The sequence below is a fragment of the Phenylobacterium sp. genome, from assembly GCF_030651185.1.
Lineage (GTDB): Bacteria > Pseudomonadota > Alphaproteobacteria > Caulobacterales > Caulobacteraceae > Phenylobacterium.
The window spans coordinates 18514-36361 of sequence record NZ_JAUSCJ010000029.1 but is presented as its reverse complement, the minus strand read 5'-3'; the positions used below and the strand labels follow the sequence as shown (position 1 = coordinate 36361).

Here is a 17848-nt window from a genome sequence, read left to right as displayed (position 1 = left end):
TCGCCCTTGACCTTCCACTCACTAGAACCTTTATCCTGACGGAACTCGGATCGGAATCGCCCCATGAACATTGGAAACGCAGCGGAAAAGTCGGGCCTCTCGGCCAAGACGATCCGCTACTACGAGGATATCGGGCTGCTGCAGGCCGACCGCGCGGACAATGGCTATCGGGACTACTCGATGTCTGACGTGCATCGCCTGCGCTTCCTCCAGCGCTCTCGCAGCCTCGGCTTTTCAGTCGAGGAATGCCGGCAGCTTCTGTCGCTCTACAGCGACAAGGATCGCGAGAGCGCGACCGTAAAGGCGATTGCCAAGGCCAAGCTGACAGAAATCGACCGCAAGCTCGCTGAGCTGACCGAACTCCGCGACACGCTGCGGCTTCTGGTGCGCAACTGCCACGGCGACAAACGGCCTGATTGCCCGATTATCGAAGGGCTGGGGGGCAAGGACCGTGTCGCGGCTTAGCGCCGTTCATTAGATCGCCATCGCACTGTAGGTCCCAGCGCGTTTTGCATCGCTAGCCATAACCCATAGTATCCAATCACATATACCCTGACGATCTCCGGTAGCATCTGATGTTTGGCGCTGACCGGACTGCCAACTTCTGCGGAAAAGGCTGGCCGCGGACCGTTCGCGCCTAATCTGGCTTCCTAGCTGTCAGGTTCGTCTGGCGCCGTCGCGACGCCCGGGTCGGCGATCAGGCCCTCGTGGATCGCCCACTCCAGCTCTGAGACGCCAGACACCCGGCCTTCCTCTTCGGCCGGAATCCAAATGTGGAGCTCGACGTCTGGCGCATACCTGCGCGAGCCAACCTTGCCGGTTGGAGGTTCTTCGAACCCGATCTCGGCATGGCGCGCTGAGATTTCTAACGCACCCAAACTGAGCCCAGGTTCGCCTCAGACCCGAATAGTCGTTCTCCTCGATGATCAGAGCCAAGCTCCCCGAAGGACTTAAATCCCAAGTGCGCCAGGTCTGGCTGTCACCGCCCCAGCGGTCGCGGTCTTTCTTGAGCGCAAGCTCCTTAGCGGTCGGCTCATGAGGGATCTTCGTCGGCTGTTCTTCGAGGTGGAACGCCACCGGCTCGCCTCCGAGCCGCGGCGCGCTGCACGGCGTCGCAGGCGTCACTGCAAGCTTGGCCGTGGCGAAACGGGCTGCGACACTTTGCGAATCGTCAGGTGTCGGGAGGTTCAGGATGGACGGCGCGGACCGCATGACCGACCGCGCGATGAGGCTCGCGGAAAGGGTCGACATCGAGAGCCGCCTGGCGCGGTTCCAGATCGACGGATCGACCCAGACCAATCTGCGTCAGCTCAAGGTCCTGAAGGGCGGCGGGCTGGAGCCCATCATCGCCCACTTCTATGAGTACCTGCACCGGTTCCCCGAAACCCAGGCCCTACTCAAGGGCCACGACGAGGACCGGCTGCGCCACCGCCAGAAGGCGCACTGGGCCCACCTGTTCAACTGCGAGTTCGACCGGCGCTATGTGCATTCCTGCCTGCTGGTGGGCCTTGCGCACTATCATGCGCGGGTCCCGCCCCACACCTACATCGCCGCCTACAGCTTCTTTCAGTCCGAGCTGCTGCGGGCGGCCATCAAGCTGCACACGCCGGCCGAGGTGGAGGCGCTGGCCATCTCGATCGGCAAGGTGATCATGCTGGACATGTCCATCGCCCTGAACGCCTACATCCTGGACGCCGTGTCGATGAAGCCCTGAACCCAGGCGCGCGCGCGGCGGCTGGCGACAATGCGTCGCGGGCCCGCGGGCCGCTATCGGTCGGGGATTTCCGAAGCGTTAACCGTCACGGCTCACACCTAGGACGGGCCGTGAGTCGATTTCTGGCGGCCATCTACAGCGGGGAAGTTCTGATGCAAGCGACCGGGGGTTTGCCGCATGTCGGCGCCGAGCTGATCTCCATCATGGCCGGCGGTCAGCAGTTCGCCATCGACATCATGTCGGTGCGCGAGATCCGCGGCTGGACCGCCTCGACCCCCCTGCCCCACGCGCCTTCCCACGTGCTGGGGATGATCAACCTGCGCGGCTCGATCCTGCCCGTGGTGGACTTGGCCTCGCGCCTGGGCCTGGGCATGGCCACGCCGAACCAGTCCTCCGTCGTGGTGGTCACCCAGATCCACGACCGCGAGGTCGGCCTGCTGGTGGACGCGGTCTGCGACATCCTCACCGTCACCGAGAACATGCTGCACGAGCCGCCGGATGTGGGCGCCGACCAGGTGCGCGAATTCGTCGACGCGGTGATGTCCACCGACGAGGGCATCGTCAGCCTGCTGTCGCTGGACAATGTGCTGCCCAAGAGCCTGGCGCTCGCCGCCTAAAATCACTCCGCTCATCCCGGCGAAGGCCGGGACGAAGACACATCCGCCGCTTTCCGAATCCCTGGCGCAGGCTGCCTGGACGACATCCGCAACGCGGGCGAATTCTCACGCGCCGATTGCAGGGTCTTCATTTGAACGAAACGCGCAGCCATATAGCCTAGAGCGACCTTCTCGCCTGGGATTCCCATGAAGCAGTTTCTGATCACCGCGGCCGGCGTCTTTGCGGGCCTGGTGCTGTTCCTCGTGGGCGTGCCGTTCCTGCTGATCGCGATGGCGGCCGGGGCCGCCCGGCCCGACGCGACCCCGGCCCGCGCCGTGCTGACGCTGGATCTGCGCAACGCCCTGTCCGACCAGGACCCCTCCAATCCGCTGGCCGCCTTCGGGCGCCGGTCGATGTCGGTGATGTCGGTGATCGAGACCCTTCGCCAGGCCGAGGGCGACGGCAAGGTCAAGGCGGTGCTGGTGCGCCTGCCCGAGGGCGGCATGGAGCCTGCCCAGGCCGACGAGCTGCGCCTGGCCTTCAAGCACTTCCAGGCGGCCGGCAAGCCGATCCTCGCCCACAGCCAGGGGCTCTATCCCTCGGGCGTGGTGACGGCGACCTACATGCTGGGCGCCTCGACCGGGAACCTGTGGATGCAGCCCGGCGCCTCGTTCCAGGTCACCGGCATGGCCAGTGAGGACGTGTTCTTCAAGCGCCTGTTCGACAAGTACGGCGTCAAGGCCGACTACGAGCAGCGCTACGAGTTCAAGAACGCGGTCAATCCGTACCTGCACGCCGACTATACGCCGGCCCACAAGGCCGCGACCCTGGCCTGGATGGGCTCGGTCTACCGCACCGGCCTGACCACCGCGGCGCTGGACCGCAAGAAAAACCCCGCCGCCCTGCAGGCGGCCATCGAGGCCGGACCCTACCTGGCCGAGGACGCCGCCAAGCTGGGGCTGATCGACAAGATCGGCCAGGTGAAGGAGGCCGAGACGGCCGTCCTGGCCGGAGCCGGCGACGGCGCCAAGCTGGTGGACTTCGGCGACTACATGCGCGCCAACCACGACCGCAGCACCGGCTCGGGTCCCGCCATCGCGGTGATCGAGGGCGAAGGCGCCATCGTCACCGGCAAGAACGGCGCGCGCAATCCATTCTCCGGCGGCTCGACCATCTATTCCGACGACATGTCCAAGGCGATCTACGACGCGGTCGAGGACGACAACGTCAAGGCCATCGTCCTGCGGGTATCGTCGCCCGGCGGGTCCGACACGGCGTCCGAGCAGATCCTGGCCGCCGTGCGCGCGGCCAAGGCGGCCAAGAAGCCGGTGGTGGTCTCCATGGGGACCTATGCGGCCTCCGGCGGCTATTGGATCTCATCCCAGGCCTCGGCGATCGTGGCGCAGCCCACGACGCTCACCGGCTCCATCGGCGTCTATGGCGGCAAGTTCGCCCTGGGCCCGGCGCTGGCCAAGTACGGCGTCGATGTGCGGGAGACCTCGGTGGGCGGCCCCTATGCGGGCGCCTTCAGCATCGGCCAGGAATTCTCGGAGGCCGACCGCGCCGCCTTCGCCGGCTGGATGGACCAGATCTACACCAACTTCGTGGTGCGCGTGGCCGAGGGCCGGCGCCTGCCCGAGGCGCGGGTGCGCGAGATCGCCAAGGGCCGGGTCTGGACCGGCGCCCAGGCGCGCCAGCTTGGCCTCGTCGACGAGATCGGCGGCTTCTATCAGGCGGTGGACAAGGCCAAGGCCCTGGCCGACCTGAAGGGCGAGGTCCGCCTGAAGCGCATGACCCGCCAGAGCTCGCCCTTCGAGGCCCTGGAGAGCGCCCTGGGCGTCTCGGCGACCTCCCTTCAGACGCTCGCCGCGGCGGCCTGGATCCTGGGCGACCCGCGCGCCCAGAGCACCCTGGACAGCCTGGTGGACGAACGCCTGCGCAGCGGCGGCAAGGCCGCCGTCCTGGCGCCGCAGCCGTTCTAGCGGACGAGGTCCGCCCGCTCACGTCAGCTCGGCGGGGCGGAGGCTGGAAGGCCGATGGCGGTGGGGGACTTGCCGGTCTCGAACACCACCTCGCGGCGGCCGAAATCGAGTTCGATGGTCCGGAAGTGACGCATGACGTCCATGCCGATCAGGATGGCCGGCCGGTCGACAAGGTCCCAGATCTTGAAGGTGTGCAGGTCGGCGAAAACGCAGGACAGGTTGCCGATCCGCAAGCCCCCCAACCGCAATCCCGGCAGACGCGCCAAGTCGCCCGACACCGTCTGACCGGTGGCGCTGACCAGCTGCACCCGCAGGGTCCGCAGGGCCAGGCCCGGCTCCTGCGCGAAGGCGGCGTTGCGCAGGGCGAGGTTGCCGACGGTGGACTGGGCGCCTGAGTCCAGGAAGGCGGTGATGTGCAGGCCAACCCCCACCTCCGCATCGATGATGGTGAGCTGGCCGAACCGGTAGCGGGCCGGGACCACCACGATGTTGGGATTGACCACCGGCCCGGCCAACCGGCCCGTGCCGCCGGTGGTCATGGTCTGGCGGAAGCTGGCGTTCGACGGCGCGATGTTGAAGCGGTTGCGCTCGAAGTCGAGCTGGACGTCGCGGCGGGTCAGGACGTCCACCCCCAGCAGGCCGTCGGCCCCCAGGTTGCGGCGCGAGATCAAGGGCATGCGGATACGCTTGGTCACCACGCTGCCGATGGTCAGCTGGCGAACATAGACCGTCTCGGCGGGTTCGACCCCGGCGATACCGTGGACCGCGGCCCGGCCGCCGCTGGGCAGGCCCAGCCCCTGGGCGGTCTCGACCGACAGCACCGAATGGTTGGCGCCAGTGTCGACGACGAAGGTGAAGGGCCCCTTGCCCTCGATCATCACCGGCACGGTCATCCGCTGGACCGGATCGAAGCCGGCCTGCAGCACGGCGTCGTCCGCGGGCGGCGGCGCTGTGGCCGGCGGCGCCGGCGGCAGGGGGGTGTCGGTCAGGTTGACCTGGATCATCCGGCGCGGCCCCGGCAGGGCCGTGGCGCAGGCGGCCAGCGGCCCGGTCGCCGCGAGGCCGCCGATCAGGCTCCGGCGCGTCTGGTGGAAACCCCTCATGATCTACGCACCGCCCCCCTCGGCCTTTCGTCGAGGCTAGCGGATTTTCGGGGCGCCCAGCGCGTCTTATTTTCGGTTGCGTGCGGCCCGCCTGGCGCCTAGCGATAGGTCTTGTTTCCAGGAGCGCCCCCATGGCTCAGCCGGTCGCCATCATCCGCACCAAGCCCGACACCCTGGGGCCGGAGGTGCGGAAGTTCGCCCAGGCGCCGCTGCGCCAGACCGCCTTCCTGAACAGCGTGCCCAAGTGCGGCACCCACCTGCTGCGCAATATCGTCCGCATGTTCGTGCCCACCGAGCAGCACTACGACCGCGAGTTCATCCAGGTGCAGAACCTGCAGCAGCACATCGGGGCGCTGAACCCCGGCCGGCCGGCCTTCAGCGTCGGTCACCTGCTGTTCGCCGACATCTCGCTGATGGCGCTGAAGCACGCCAACCAGGTGATCCTGGTGCGCGACCCCTATGACTATGTCCTGGCCCGCGCGCGGTTCAGCCTGTCGGACCAGCTGGATCATCCCGAGCTCAATCCGCTCAAGAACGGCGCGGTCAGCGTCGAGCAGATGATGAACATGATGATCTTCGGCATCCCCGGAAAGGCGCCGGCCCTGCGGGAGGCCTTCACCTTCCATGCCGTGGCGTGGCTGGGGACCGGCGTGCACCTGGTGCGCTACGAGGACATCGTCGGCCACCTGAAGGACCTCGATACCCCGGCGGCGGAAGCCTATTTCCGGGAGCTGCTGGCGAAGTTCGGTATCGCCATCCCCGAGGACTGGCGCGACCGGGTCCGCGTGGGGTCTTCGCGGGAGCACAGCGCCACCAGCCGCGAGAAGCTTTCGGTGGGCATGACCCTGCCCGAGGTGCTGCCCGAGGCGCAGAAGCAGGCCGTCGACTTCATGGCGCCGGGCCTGCGCGCGCTGCTCGGCTACGCCTGACGCGCCGCCCGCGATCAGCCCGGCGTTCGCGGCATGCAGAGGAAGCGCGAACGGTGGTGGTCGACCAGATTGTCCTTCCAGCCGGTGATCTTCGGCGAGACTAGGTTCTTGTTCACATAGAAATAGACCGGCGCCACGGTGGCGTCGTCGAGCATTAGCCGCTCGGCCTGGGAGAGATAGCCCGCGCGGGTCTTCACGTCCGGTTCGTTGTCGGCCTTGGCCAGCAGGGCGTCGAACGCCGGGTTCTTGTAGTCGCCGTAGTTCTGGGACCCGGTGGAGGACTGCTGCAGGTAGAGGAAGCTCATGGCGTCGTTGTAGTCGGCGATCCAGGCCGCGTCGGCCACCTGGAAGTCCCGCGAGCGATAGGCCGCATAGGCGATCTGGGTCTCGTTCTGCATCAGGGCCGTCTCGACGCCGATCTCCTTCCAGTCGGCCTGGACGGCGGGCATGAACAGCATCGGATCGGGGCTGTTGCGGTGCTTGATCTCGATCTTCAGCGGTTTGCCGGGACCATAACCCGCCTCCGCCAGCAGGCGGCGGGCCTCGGCCTGGCGCTTCTCCAGCGTCCAGGTCGACCAGACCGGCGGCGCGGTCGGGGTGTAGTTGGCCACCCCCGGCGGCACGAAGGTGTAGGCCGGGGTCTGGCCGCCCCGCAGCAGCTTGCCGGTGATGAATTCCCGGTCGATGGCCATGTCGAGGGCCAGACGGACGCGCTTGTCCTTGAAGGCCGGGACCGCGGAATTGAAGGCCAGGTAGGCGACCCCCAGATAGGTGTTGGTGTGGACGTACTCAGGCATCCGCTCGCGCAGGAAGGCGATGCGGTTGGACTGGATGTCGGCGTTCATGTCGAGCTCGCCGCGCAGGACCCGCCGCTCGGCGCCGATGGCGTCGTTGGTGGGATAGTAGTTGATCTGGTCGATGCAGACGTTCTTGGCGTCATAGAAGCGCGGATTCTTCACCACGCCCACGTGGTCGCCCAGGGTCCAGCTCTTCAGCATGTAGGGGCCGTTGGAGATGTAGTGGGCCGGCTGGCTCCAGGCGTCGCCCCACTTTTCCACCACGTGCTTGGGCACCGGCAGCATGGTCTGATGCTTGGCCACCTCGGTGATGTAGGGGGCCGGGTGTTCCAGGGTGATCTCCAGCACCTTGGGCGAGATGGCCCGCGCGCCGACCGCCGTGCCGGGGGCCTTGCCCTCGTTCACCGGCTGGGCGTTCTTGATGAAGTAGAGCAGCGAAGCGTATTCCGACGCCAGCTTCGGATCGAGAATGCGGCGCAGGGAGAAGACGAAGTCGTCGGCGGTGACCGGCACGCCGTCGGACCAGACCGCGTCGCGCAGATAGAAGGTCCAGGTCTTGCCGTCGGCGCTGGTGGTCCAGCGTTCGGCCATGCCGGGGATCGACCTGCCCTCGGCGTCCGAAGTCAACAGGCCCACGGTGAGGTCGGAGATGATCCGGTCCTCCCAGGTGCCCGTGGACTTGTGCGGATCGAGCGTGGCGGGTTCCGAGCCGTTGCCGGCCTGCAGGCAGATCTGGCCGGCGGGACAGGGCGGCCGCGAGGCCTTCTGCGAGCAACCGGCCAGGGCCAGGAGCGAAAAGGCGGCAAGCGCCAACATCATCGGCTTGCCGCGCGACAGCAGCGCCTTATCAATGCGGGATATCGAGATCATGGGGTCACGGATGACACAGTTTCCTACGCGCTTAAAGCTGGCCGCCCTGGCCGCCTTCGCCCTCGCGAGCGCGGCGGTGGCCGCCGAGCCCAAGATCGAGGCGCGCACGGCGGTCTTCCAGAACCTCATCGACTGCAAGGCCAAGGGCGACTCCGCCGAACGGCTGGCCTGTTATGACGCCGCCGTTGGCAGCCTGGATGTGGCCGAGAAGAAGGGCGACATCGTGGTGGTGGACCGCGATCAGGCCCGCGCCGCCCGCAAGCAGGCCTTCGGCTTCACCCTGCCCTCGATGGCCATGTTCGACCGCGGCGAAAAGGCCGAGGACCTGGACCGGGTCACCACCAGCATTGTCCGCGCCTATCAGGGCGGAGACCGCCGCTGGACCGTCGAGCTGGAGGGCGGCGCGGTCTGGGCCCAGACCGACGACGAACCAGTGGCCCGCGCCCCCAAGGCCGGCTCCAAGGCCGAGATCCGCAAGGCCGCCATGGGCTACTTCATGAACCTGGACAGCCAGCGCGCGGTTCGGGCCCGGCGGGTGAGGTAGCCTCCCCTACCGGTCCTTGGGATCGATGGCGTCGCGCAGGCCGTCGCCGATGAAGTTGAAGCTCATCAGGGTGACCACCATGGTCAGCGACGGGAAGACCAGCAGCCACCAGGCCAGCTCCATGTCCTGGGCGCCGCCGGCGATCAGGGTGCCGAGCGAGGCCATGGGCGGCTGCACCCCCAGACCCAGGAAGCTGAGGAAGCTCTCGGCCAGGATGACGGCCGGGATGGTCAGGGTCACATAGACCACCACCGGGCCCAGCAGGTTGGGGACGATGTGCTTGGTGATGATGGAGGCCTGCGTCAGGCCCGCCGCGCGGGCGGCCTCGACGAATTCTTTGTGCTTCAGGGACAGGGTCTGGCCGCGCACGATCCGGCTCATGGTCAGCCACTCCACCGCCCCGATGGCGATGAAGATCAGGATGATGTTGGAGCCGAAGGTCACCATCAGCAGGATGACGAAGAAGATGAAGGGCAGCGAATAGAGCACGTCGACGATGCGCATCATCACCTCGTCCACCACGCCGCCGACAAAGCCCGCCACCGCACCCCAGGCGACGCCGATCACCAGGGAGACCAGGGTGGCGATCAGGCCGATGGCCAGGGACACCCGCAGGCCCATCAGCAGCCGGGCCAGGAGGTCGCGGCCCAGCGAATCGGCGCCCAGCAGGTGACCGCCTGTGAGCGGGGCGGCCCAGACGTCGCCCTTGTTGATCTGGTCATAGGCGAAGGGCGTCACATAGGGGCCGATGATGGCCACCAGGACCAGGATTGCCAGCACGATCATGCCGCCCACCGCCCCGCCGTTGCGCAGCAGGCGCCGGCGGGCGTCGTCCCAGAGGCTGCGGCCCTTGACGGCGGTTTCCATCAGGGCGGCGCCTTCGCGCGAGCCGGGAGCCAGGATAGGAGTGCTCACGACAGCCTCACGCGGGGATCGAGGACCGCATAGAGCAGGTCGGCGATCAGGTTCAGGAACAGGATCAGGCCGGCGTAGAAGATCACCATGCCCATGACCACGGTGTAGTCGCGCTGCAGGGCCGAGATCACGAAAAACTTGCCCAGTCCCGGCAGGTTGAAGATCTTTTCCACCACCAGGGAGCCGGTGAGCAGGCCCGCGCAGGCGGGACCAAGGTAGCTGACCAGGGGCAGGATGGCGGCGCGCAGGGCGTGCTTGAAGACCACGCGGTAGGCCGGCAGGCCCTTGGCGCGGGCCGTGCGGACGTAGTTGGACTGCAGCACCTCGATCATGCCCGCCCGCGTCAGGCGCGAGATGATGGCGATCTGCGGCAGGGCGAGCACGGTGATCGGCAGGATCAGGTTTGCGATCGCCCCGCCGTTCCAGCCGCCGTTCGGCAGCCATTGAAGGATCGAGCCGAACAACAGGACCAGCAGGGGCGCGGTGACGAAGGTGGGGATACAGACCCCGACGATCGCCACCCCCATGACGCCGTAGTCCACCCAGCCGTTCTGCCTCAGCGCCGCCAGCACGCCCAGGGTCACGCCGATGGCGCCGGCCAGCGTGATCGCCGAGAGGCCGAGGATCAGGCTGACCTTGTAGTTCTCCTGCAGGATCTGCAGGACGGTCTTGTCCTTGTATTTCAGGGACGGTCCGAAATCGCCCTGCAGCACGCCCTTCAGATAGTCGGCGTACTGGGCTCCCAGGGGCTTATCCATCCCGTACTTGGCCATGACATTGGCCTCGATCTCGGGCGACAGCTTGCGATCCATGTCGAAGGGGCTGCCGGGCGCCGCGCGCATCATGAAGAAGGCGAGCGTGACGACGAGAAACAGCGTCGGGATGGCCACGAGGAGTCGTCGGCCTATGAAACGCAACATGGATTTGGAAGCTCGAGGTGGAGGGCCTTTTGACGGCCGGGCGTTGCGAAAGTTTCATCGCCCCCCGATGATGTCAACGAAGGGCCTCCTCCCACCTCAAGTGAAGTCAGACCATGACCGAATTTCGACGCGTCACCCACCAGCTCTCCGTCAGTCCCCAGATCACCCTGGAGGACCTGCCGCGCGCGGCCGCGATGGGCTTCAAGCTGGTGATCAACAATCGTCCCGACGGCGAGGACCCGGCCCAGCCGACGAGCGCCGCGGTCGAGGCGGCGGCCAAGGCCGCGGGCCTGCAATACGCCTACATCCCCGTGCGGGGCGGTCCGACCCAGGACCAGGTGGCGGAGGAACGCTCGATCCTGGAAAACTCCGAAGGTCCGGTGCTGGCCTTCTGCCGCTCGGGCACCCGTTCGATCATCACCTGGTCGCTGGGCGAGGCCATGGACGGCGCCCGCTCCCGCGATGAACTGGTCGAACTGGGACTTGAGGCCGGCTACGACCTGAACGGTGTGCTCCCGGCCTAACCCGGATAGGATATCGGCACGCGGACCGCGCCCAGCAGGGCCGGTTCGTCGGGCTCGCAGCTGGCCATGGTCAGAATCAGCTGCGCCGTCATGAGACACATCAGGGCGAAGACCACCCTCTGAAGCCGTTTTGAAACAAACATCACCGCCTGCGCCGCCATAACCGCCTCACAATCCTGAACTGAGGCGCTGCAGCGCAAGAAGGAGACCGCCGATGATTCCCTATGTCCGCGAGATCAAGTTCGAGTACGGCAAGGCAGACCAGGTCTCACCGCTGATCCGGCGGGTGGTGGCCAACAATCCGGGCCCCTTCACCTATCTGGGCACCGGCACCTACATCATCGGCCGCGGCGAGGTGGCGGTGATCGATCCCGGCCCCGACATGGACGATCACCTGGAGGCGATCCTGGGGGCGCTGGAGCCGGGCGAAAAGATCACCCACATCCTGATCACCCACCACCACTCCGACCACTCGCCCCTGGCCGGCCCGCTGAAGGCCCGCACCGGCGCGCCGATCTATGGCTGCGCCGTGGCCCACGCCCCCACCGACGACAGCGGCGTGCGGATGGAGGCCGGCCACGACCACGACTTCGCCCCGGACATCAGCCTGTGCGGCGGCGGCCAGATCCTCGAGGGGCCGGGCTGGACGATGGAGGCCATCGCCACGCCGGGTCACACCTCCAACCACATCTGCTTTGCGCTGAAGGAAGAGAACGCCCTGTTCTCCGGCGACCACATCATGGGCTGGTCGACCACGGTGATCACGCCGCCGGACGGCGACATGACCGACTACATGGACAGCCTGGACAAGGTGAAGGCGCGGGCCTTCTCGGTCCTGTGGCCGACCCACGGCCCGCCGATCACCGAGGTGACCCCCTTCATCGAGGCCTATATTGCTCACCGAAGGGCGCGCGAGGCCCAGGTGCTGAAGGCGGTGCAGGACGGCCACGGCAAGATCCGCGAGATGGTGCCGGTGCTATATGCCGACGTCGACCCGCGCCTGCACCCGGCGGCGGCGCGCTCTGTGCTGGGTCACATGATCGACCTGGTGCGGCGCGGCCTGGTGACGACGGACGGAGAGCCGGGGCCCGACAGCGCGTACCGGGCGGTCTGAGGCGGCGGGCCAACCCGCGCCAGAGGCCAGGCCTCGCGACCTGCTCTTTGGCCTGTATCCATAGCGCGGCCGGTCGTGGCCGGTCGTGGCGGTCAATTACCCGGCAGGTCATTGAATCCCATCGCGGGTTGAGCGACTGATGGCTGGGGAATGGCGAGGTTCCAGAGTGTCGGTTTCGATCCCGGAAACACCCCCAGACGCCGCCGCCGGCTTTCCCCGTCTGTTGCGGGAATGGCGTCAGAAGCGCCGGCTGTCGCAGCTGGGTCTGGCGCTGAGCTCCGGCGTCTCGCAGCGCCATGTCAGCTTCCTGGAATCGGGGCGGGCCAACCCCAGCCGAAACATGATCCTGCAGTTGAGCGAGACACTTGAGGTTCCGCTCCGCGACCGGAACCTCTGGCTGACGGCCGCGGGATTCGCGCCGATCTTTCAGGTCCGCGCCCTGGACGACCCCCAGATGGCCCTGGTGATGAGCGCCGTGCGCATGATGCTCAAGGCCCATGAGCCCTTCCCGGCCATCGCCCTCGACCGGGCCTGGAATGTCCGGCTGTCGAACAAGCCCTTTGATCGGCTGGGCGCCATGCTGGGAGAGGATATCTGGACCCGGGTCGGCGGCGACCAGCGCAACCTGATGCGGTTGTTCTTCCATCCCCAGGGCATTCGCCCCTTCGTCACTAACTGGTCGGCGGTGGGCCCCCTGATGTGGCGTCGCGCGCAGCGCGAGGCCGAGGCCCTGGGGGGGCTGGAGATGAAGGCGGTATTGGATGACCTCGCACCGCTTCAGAATCTCGATGTCCTGTGGTCGCCCGCCGACACCGCCCTCCTGCCGGTGATGCCGTTCAACATGCAGATCAGAGACTTGAAGATCTCAATGTTCGCGGTGGTCGCGACCTTTGGCGCCGCCCAGGATGTCACCGCCGACGAACTGAGGCTCGAAACCCTGTTCCCGGCCGATGCGGAGACCGAAGCCCTGTTCCGCGGCGCGGCGGCCGGTAGCAAACCATGACCCGCGAGGTAATTGCGCCGCGCGCGGCGGGTCGCGACTGTCGCGCCACACCAGCCCACAGGAGAGCCTCATGTCCGTAGCGCCCCCATCCCCCCTCGAAATCGTTCGGCGGTTCATGACGCTCATGGAGCCCTTGGACTATGACGCCGCCCTGAAGCTCGTCTCCGACACCTGCGAATACATCAACCCGCCGCCGATCGGCGCGGTGCGCGGGCGCGCGGGGATCCGCGCGGTCCTTGAACCCTTCTTCGGGCCGACTTCGGAGAACGAGTTCAGGGTCCTGCGGGAGGCCGTTTCCGGCCCGGTCGTGTTCCTGGAGCGGCTGGATCGGCACCTCTTCGGCGATAAGTGGGTCGAGCTGCCGGTGACCGGCGTCTATGAGGTTCATGACGGCCTGATCACCTACTGGCGCGACTATTTCGACGCCCCGACGATCATGTCGCAATTGCCGGCGAGCTAACCGGCGCGTCCCGACGGCGCGCGGCTGAACGGATCAGCTCCGCATCGCGCCGATCAGCTCGGTCACCCGGGCGCAGTTGGCGCCGAAGTCGGCGACGGGGACGCGGCTGATGGCGCGGACGTCGATGCGCGAGCCCTGCGGCGCGGGCAGGACGCGGACCACCACGTCGTTCTTGAAGCCGAAGGCGGTGCTGCGGCCGGTGGCCTCGATGCGGCCTGAGGCGGGATCGTCGGTGACCAGGGACAGGCCCGCCTGCTCCACCGCAGCCTTGGCCCTGGCGTAGGCCTGCCCCGGCGCGCTGGCCAGGATCAGCGGCCGGGCGTCGGCGCAGGTCTCGGCGTTGATGTCGGCGATGCGGCGGCCGGCATAGGCCGCGGAATCCAGCGGCCGCATCGGGTCGGCCTCCACCATGATCGCCTCGGGACCGCGCTCGCGCATCATCTTCTGCGAGAAGGTCAGAGGGAGGGTCCAGTCGGTGGAGACGTCGTTGATCGGCGGGTTGGTCACCTGTTCCTGGCGGGCCCAGATATAGGCTCCGAAGGTGGCGCCACAGAGGATCAACACCATCAGGGCGCGGGCCCAGAACCGGCCGAACCCTGCGAACAGGGCGATGATCACGCCGAGCAGGCCGGCGGCCACGGCGATCAGGGCCACCTTGGGCGCCCATTCCAGGGCGATGACCCCGAGGCCGGTCTTCCAGTCCATCAGGCCATAGCGCGTGCCCAGCATGCCCGCGCCCACCATCAGGGCCGGCGCCAGGGCCAGCAGGGTGGCGAGGTTGAGATAGAAGCCCGCGAAGCCATCGCCCTTGCGTGGCTTGGCGCGGCGCCGCGCCAGCGGCGCGGCGAACGGCTCGTCGGCCGCCGTCGGCGGGGCCAGGCTCAGGGGCGCGTGAGCCTCCGGCGCCGGCTCACCCTGAAAAGGGAGAATGGCCTCCGCCTGGGCCTCCGCGGCGGGGGCGTCGCCGAGGGTCGGGGTCACCACGGTCAGGCCGGAATAGCTTTCCTCCTGGGTCGGCTTGGCGGCCGGCGACCAGCCGGTGTGGTCGCCCTCGGGTTCCGACGCCACCGGCGCATGGACCTCGGGTTCGAACGGCGCCTGAGGCTCCGGGGCGTAGATCTTGGGCTCCGGCGGGGCGGCGAGCGCGATGGTCGACGCCGCGGCGACGACAGCGGTGGGCAGGACGTAGTCGGCCATCCGGGTGCGGATCAGCTTCTTGTCGATCTTGCCGGTGGCGCCCAGCGGGATGTCGTCGACGAAGACCACGTCGTCGGGCATCCACCACTTGGCGATCTTGCCTTCCAGGAAGGCCAGGAACTCTTCCTTGGTGGCCTCCTGGCCGGGCCGCAGCTTGACCAGCAGCAGGGGGCGTTCGTCCCACTTGGGGTGGGCCATGCCGATGACGGCGGCCAGCTCGGCCTTGGGGTGGCCCGCCGCGATGTTCTCGATCTCGATGGTGCTGATCCACTCGCCGCCGGACTTGATGACGTCCTTGGCGCGGTCGGTGATCTGCATGAAGCCGTGCTCGTCCAGGGTGGCGACGTCGCCGGTGTCGAAGAAGCCCTGGTCGTCGAGGATGTTTCCGCCGTCGCCCTTGAAGTACTCGCCCACCACGAACGGGCCCTTCACCAGCAGCTTGCCGAAGGTGTGGCCGTCGCGGGGCAGGTCCTCGCCGGCGTCGTTGGTCAGGCGCAGGTCGATGGCGAGCGGCGGGCGGCCCTGCTTGAGCTGGAAGCGGAGCTGGTCCTCGTCGCTCATCGCCGCGATCTTGTGGTTGGGCGTCGCCTGGGTGCCCAGCGGCGAGGTCTCGGTCATCCCCCAGGCGTGGGTGACGGCCACGCCGTAGTCGTCGCGGAAGGCGCGCACGATGGCCTCGGGCACCGCCGAGCCGCCGATCACCACGCGCTTGAGGCTGCTGAGCGTCCCGTTGGTGTCGCGCAGGTGGGTCAGCAGCATCTGCCATACCGTGGGCACGGCGGCCGAGAAGGTGACCTGCTCGCTCTCCAACAGCTCGTGGATCGAGGCGCCGTCCAGCTTGGCGCCGGGCATAACCAGCTTGGCGCCCACGGCGGGCGCGGAGAAGGCCACGCCCCAGGCGTTGGCGTGGAACATCGGCACCACCGGCAGGACGGTGTCGAGGGCCCCGATGCCGAGCACGTCGGCGCCCATGGTCACCAGCGTGTGCAGGAAGTTGGAGCGGTGCGAGTAGAGCACCCCCTTGGGATTGCCCGTGGTGCCGGAGGTGTAGCAGAGGCCGGCCGGCGAATTCTCGTCGAAGCCGCCCCAGACGGCGTCCTCCGACACCTGGCTCAGCAGGCTCTCATAGGCATGGGCGCCGGGCAGGTCGGCGGTCATGTGGGCGTCGTCGGTGAAGACGATGATGTGCGCGACGGTGGGGATCTGGTCGCGGATCGCAGCCAGGATCGGCAGGAAGGTCAGGTCGGTGAAGATGACCTTATCTTCGGCATGGTTGATGATGTAGACGAGCTGCTCGGAGAACAGGCGCGGGTTGAGGGTGTGGCAGACCGCCCCCATCCCCATGATCCCGTACCAGGCCTCGATGTGGCGGGCGGTGTTCCAGGCGAGCGTCGCGACCCGGTCGCCCGGCTGGATGTTCAGCCCCCGCAGGACATTGGAGACGCGCTTGGCCCGCGCATGGACCTGCGCATAGGTGGTGCGCACCATGGGGCCTTCGACGGAGCGCGAGACGATCTCGCGGTCGCCATGCCAGGACTTGGCGTGGTCGAGTATCCGGTCGACCGTCAACGGCCAGTCCTGCATCCTGCCTTGCATCGAAAAGCGTCCTCCACTGGGCCTCTAGGGGGCCGCGCGCCACGCTAGTTTCAGCGAGGCTCCGACGCAACGCCGCGCGCCCCTGACGCGAGGGGTTTGGTTACGATTTGCGTCACGCGTGCACGGCCGGCCAGCGTCCCGTGCCGCCGTTGTCGATCAGCAGGCCGGTCAGGGTGCGGTCGGTGTGCTGGGCGCGCCAGGTGAGCATGGCCTGGGCGTGGGCCAGGACGACACCGGTGTCGGTGACCGGCGTGCGCCAGGTGGGGTCGGCGACAAGGTCGAAACACAGCCAGGCGCCGTCACCGAACTGAACGTAAGCCGCCGCGTCCGAGCGCAGCACAGCCAGGTTCTGTTGCTCGAGCCGCCGGTCCCAGGGCCAGGCCTGGGCGCCCTTGGCGATGTTGGAGCCGCGCCAGTCGAACTCCCAGTGGGCGGCGGCGCGCCAGCTGGGCGGGTCCTCGCCCTTCAGGAAGGGCGTCAAGGGCAGGCCGTCGCACTGGTCGGGGACGGCGATGCCCATGGCCTCGCAGAGGGTGGGCAGGATGTCGACGTTCTCGGTGAAGCGGTCGACCACGGCGCCGTGGGCGCGGGCCTGGCGCGGGTCCCGGACGATGCCCAGGATGTGGTAGCTCTCCTCGAAGAAGCCCGACTTCTGGATCAGGCCGTGATCGCCGAGCTGCTCGCCATGGTCGGCGGTGACGACGATGAAGGTGTCCTCCCACTGGCCGCTGGCCTCGAGCGTGGCCCACAGGCGGCCGAGCTGGTGATCGACCTCGGTCACCATGCCGAAATACTGGGCCTGGAGCTGAGCCATCTCGGAGGCGTCCTCCGGCGCGCCCATGGCCCGCAGCAGGCCGTCGTGCAGGCGGTGGCGGTCCGGCGAAGGGGCGATGGGCGCCGCCATGTCGGCCGGATCGTACATCGTGGCGAAATGGCCCGCCGCGCCGTAGGGCGGGTGGGGGCGAAGCTGGGACAGGTGCGCAAACCAGGGGCCCTTCTGGGCCGCGATCCAGTCCAGCAGGACGTCGGTATGAAAGGCTGAGAGGCTGTGCTCGGCCGGGCGGCCGGGCTCGCCGCTGACGGCGCCCTCATAGTCGTCAGGGACCTCGTGTCCCAGGCCGCGCAGCCACTCGACCCAGACGCCGGGATTGTGGGTGGCGAAGTTGAGGCCCACCTCGAAGCCGGGCAGCACCCCCTCCCAGGACTTGAAGCGCGGGTCATCGGGGCCGGTCGCGTCACGGGGATCGACGGCCTGGTCGGTGTAACCGAACAGGGTGGGCTGATAGCCCGCCCGCCGCGCCGCCTTGGCCACGTTGTCCAGCCGCCGGTCCAGCGGCGTGCCGTTGGCCACCACCCGATGATTGAGCTGGTAGGTCCCGGTATAGAGGCTGGCGCGTCCCGGACTGCAGGGGGCGGCCTGGCTGTAGTGGCGGGCGAACCGCACCCCCTGGGCCGCCAGACGGTCCAGGTGCGGCGTCCGCACGATGGGATGGCCGGCGCAGGCCAGGGCGTCGCCACGGAACTGGTCGAGGGTGATGAAGAGGATGTTCACCCCTCCACCATGGCGGCGGGCGAACCGTATG

16 protein-coding genes are annotated in these 17848 nt (G+C 67.8%); 10 read left to right on the top strand and 6 right to left on the bottom strand.

The window, feature by feature from the left end; translation table 11 throughout:
• The first annotated feature begins 63 nt into the window (after positions 1-63).
• The 4 genes from cueR (at position 64) to sppA (ending at position 4293) form a co-directional block, all read left to right on the top strand.
• Entirely contained in the window at positions 64-465 is a 402-nt protein-coding gene (gene cueR, locus Q7J39_RS13405) for a Cu(I)-responsive transcriptional regulator (protein ID WP_304825779.1), read from the top strand.
• 727 nt (positions 466-1192) lie between these two features.
• Complete coding sequence (locus tag Q7J39_RS13400; RefSeq protein WP_304825776.1) at positions 1193-1714, top strand: protoglobin domain-containing protein; 522 nt, start codon at positions 1193-1195, stop codon at positions 1712-1714.
• A gap of 152 nt (positions 1715-1866) precedes the next feature.
• Positions 1867-2331, top strand: a complete 465-nt coding sequence (locus Q7J39_RS13395) for a chemotaxis protein CheW (RefSeq protein WP_215341652.1) — start codon at positions 1867-1869, stop codon at positions 2329-2331.
• Between the two features lie 186 nt (positions 2332-2517).
• Complete coding sequence (gene sppA / locus Q7J39_RS13390) at positions 2518-4293, top strand: signal peptide peptidase SppA (RefSeq protein ID WP_304825773.1); 1776 nt, start codon at positions 2518-2520, stop codon at positions 4291-4293.
• 23 nt (positions 4294-4316) lie between these two features.
• Here the strand turns inward: sppA and Q7J39_RS13385 are convergent, their stop codons facing one another.
• Complete coding sequence (locus tag Q7J39_RS13385) at positions 4317-5396, bottom strand: retroviral-like aspartic protease family protein (RefSeq protein WP_304825770.1); 1080 nt, start codon at positions 5394-5396, stop codon at positions 4317-4319.
• 131 nt (positions 5397-5527) lie between these two features.
• Here Q7J39_RS13385 and Q7J39_RS13380 point away from each other — a divergent pair, with 131 nt between their 5' ends.
• Positions 5528-6325 (top strand): hypothetical protein, encoded by a 798-nt coding sequence (locus Q7J39_RS13380; protein ID WP_304825767.1) that lies wholly within the window; start codon positions 5528-5530, stop codon positions 6323-6325.
• Between the two features lie 14 nt (positions 6326-6339).
• Here the strand turns inward: Q7J39_RS13380 and Q7J39_RS13375 are convergent, their stop codons facing one another.
• The gene (locus tag Q7J39_RS13375; protein WP_304825765.1) at positions 6340-7992 is read right to left on the bottom strand and encodes a peptide ABC transporter substrate-binding protein; all 1653 of its coding nucleotides are present in this window, start codon (positions 7990-7992) and stop codon (positions 6340-6342) included.
• A gap of 10 nt (positions 7993-8002) precedes the next feature.
• Between Q7J39_RS13375 and Q7J39_RS13370 the strand changes: the two genes are divergently transcribed.
• A complete protein-coding gene (locus Q7J39_RS13370; RefSeq protein ID WP_304825762.1) occupies positions 8003-8536 on the top strand; it encodes a hypothetical protein in 534 nt (177 codons plus the stop codon).
• A gap of 6 nt (positions 8537-8542) precedes the next feature.
• Here Q7J39_RS13370 and Q7J39_RS13365 read toward each other — a convergent pair whose 3' ends face one another.
• Positions 8543-9451, bottom strand: a complete 909-nt coding sequence (locus Q7J39_RS13365; protein WP_304825760.1) for an ABC transporter permease — start codon at positions 9449-9451, stop codon at positions 8543-8545.
• Entirely contained in the window at positions 9448-10371 is a 924-nt protein-coding gene (oppB, locus tag Q7J39_RS13360; RefSeq protein ID WP_304825758.1) for an oligopeptide ABC transporter permease OppB, read from the bottom strand. The genes Q7J39_RS13365 and oppB overlap by 4 nt, the downstream gene beginning before the upstream one ends.
• Positions 10372-10484: 113 nt before the next feature.
• On the opposite strand from oppB, the gene Q7J39_RS13355 reads away from it, so the two are divergent.
• The 4 genes from Q7J39_RS13355 (at position 10485) to Q7J39_RS13335 (ending at position 13472) form a co-directional block, all read left to right on the top strand.
• Positions 10485-10895, top strand: a complete 411-nt coding sequence (locus Q7J39_RS13355) for a TIGR01244 family sulfur transferase (RefSeq protein WP_304825755.1) — start codon at positions 10485-10487, stop codon at positions 10893-10895.
• Positions 10896-11109: 214 nt separating this feature from the next.
• Positions 11110-12009: an MBL fold metallo-hydrolase gene (locus tag Q7J39_RS13345; RefSeq protein ID WP_304825752.1), complete on the top strand. Its 900-nt coding sequence runs from the start codon at positions 11110-11112 to the stop codon at positions 12007-12009.
• 166 nt (positions 12010-12175) lie between these two features.
• On the top strand, positions 12176-13012 hold the full coding sequence (locus Q7J39_RS13340) for a helix-turn-helix transcriptional regulator (protein WP_304825749.1): 837 nt from the start codon (positions 12176-12178) through the stop codon (positions 13010-13012).
• Positions 13013-13082: 70 nt separating this feature from the next.
• Positions 13083-13472 carry a limonene-1,2-epoxide hydrolase family protein gene (locus tag Q7J39_RS13335; protein ID WP_304825746.1) on the top strand — a complete coding sequence of 130 codons (390 nt, stop codon included), beginning with the start codon at positions 13083-13085 and terminating at the stop codon, positions 13470-13472.
• A 33-nt stretch (positions 13473-13505) separates the two neighbouring features.
• Here the strand turns inward: Q7J39_RS13335 and Q7J39_RS13330 are convergent, their stop codons facing one another.
• Together Q7J39_RS13330 and Q7J39_RS13325 are read right to left on the bottom strand one after the other, a co-directional pair.
• Complete coding sequence (locus Q7J39_RS13330) at positions 13506-16265, bottom strand: long-chain-fatty-acid--CoA ligase (protein ID WP_304825741.1); 2760 nt, start codon at positions 16263-16265, stop codon at positions 13506-13508.
• Positions 16266-16377: 112 nt separating this feature from the next.
• Complete coding sequence (locus tag Q7J39_RS13325) at positions 16378-17817, bottom strand: sulfatase-like hydrolase/transferase (protein WP_304825739.1); 1440 nt, start codon at positions 17815-17817, stop codon at positions 16378-16380.
• Positions 17818-17848 lie beyond the last annotated feature (31 nt).

Excerpts from the sequence above, each read along its gene's own strand:
- cueR (WP_304825779.1), top strand. The coding sequence starts at position 64 with ATGAACATTGGAAACGCAGCGGAAAAGTCGGGCCTCTCGGCCAAGACG.
- Q7J39_RS13400 (WP_304825776.1), top strand. The coding sequence starts at position 1,193 with ATGGACGGCGCGGACCGCATGACCGACCGCGCGATGAGGCTCGCGGAA.
- Q7J39_RS13395 (WP_215341652.1), top strand. The coding sequence starts at position 1,867 with ATGCAAGCGACCGGGGGTTTGCCGCATGTCGGCGCCGAGCTGATCTCC.
- sppA (WP_304825773.1), top strand. The coding sequence starts at position 2,518 with ATGAAGCAGTTTCTGATCACCGCGGCCGGCGTCTTTGCGGGCCTGGTG.
- Q7J39_RS13385 (WP_304825770.1), bottom strand. The coding sequence starts at position 5,396 with ATGAGGGGTTTCCACCAGACGCGCCGGAGCCTGATCGGCGGCCTCGCG.
- Q7J39_RS13380 (WP_304825767.1), top strand. The coding sequence starts at position 5,528 with ATGGCTCAGCCGGTCGCCATCATCCGCACCAAGCCCGACACCCTGGGG.
- Q7J39_RS13375 (WP_304825765.1), bottom strand. The coding sequence starts at position 7,992 with ATGATCTCGATATCCCGCATTGATAAGGCGCTGCTGTCGCGCGGCAAG.
- Q7J39_RS13370 (WP_304825762.1), top strand. The coding sequence starts at position 8,003 with ATGACACAGTTTCCTACGCGCTTAAAGCTGGCCGCCCTGGCCGCCTTC.
- oppB (WP_304825758.1), bottom strand. The coding sequence starts at position 10,371 with ATGTTGCGTTTCATAGGCCGACGACTCCTCGTGGCCATCCCGACGCTG.
- Q7J39_RS13355 (WP_304825755.1), top strand. The coding sequence starts at position 10,485 with ATGACCGAATTTCGACGCGTCACCCACCAGCTCTCCGTCAGTCCCCAG.
- Q7J39_RS13345 (WP_304825752.1), top strand. The coding sequence starts at position 11,110 with ATGATTCCCTATGTCCGCGAGATCAAGTTCGAGTACGGCAAGGCAGAC.
- Q7J39_RS13335 (WP_304825746.1), top strand. The coding sequence starts at position 13,083 with ATGTCCGTAGCGCCCCCATCCCCCCTCGAAATCGTTCGGCGGTTCATG.
- Q7J39_RS13330 (WP_304825741.1), bottom strand. The coding sequence starts at position 16,265 with ATGCAAGGCAGGATGCAGGACTGGCCGTTGACGGTCGACCGGATACTC.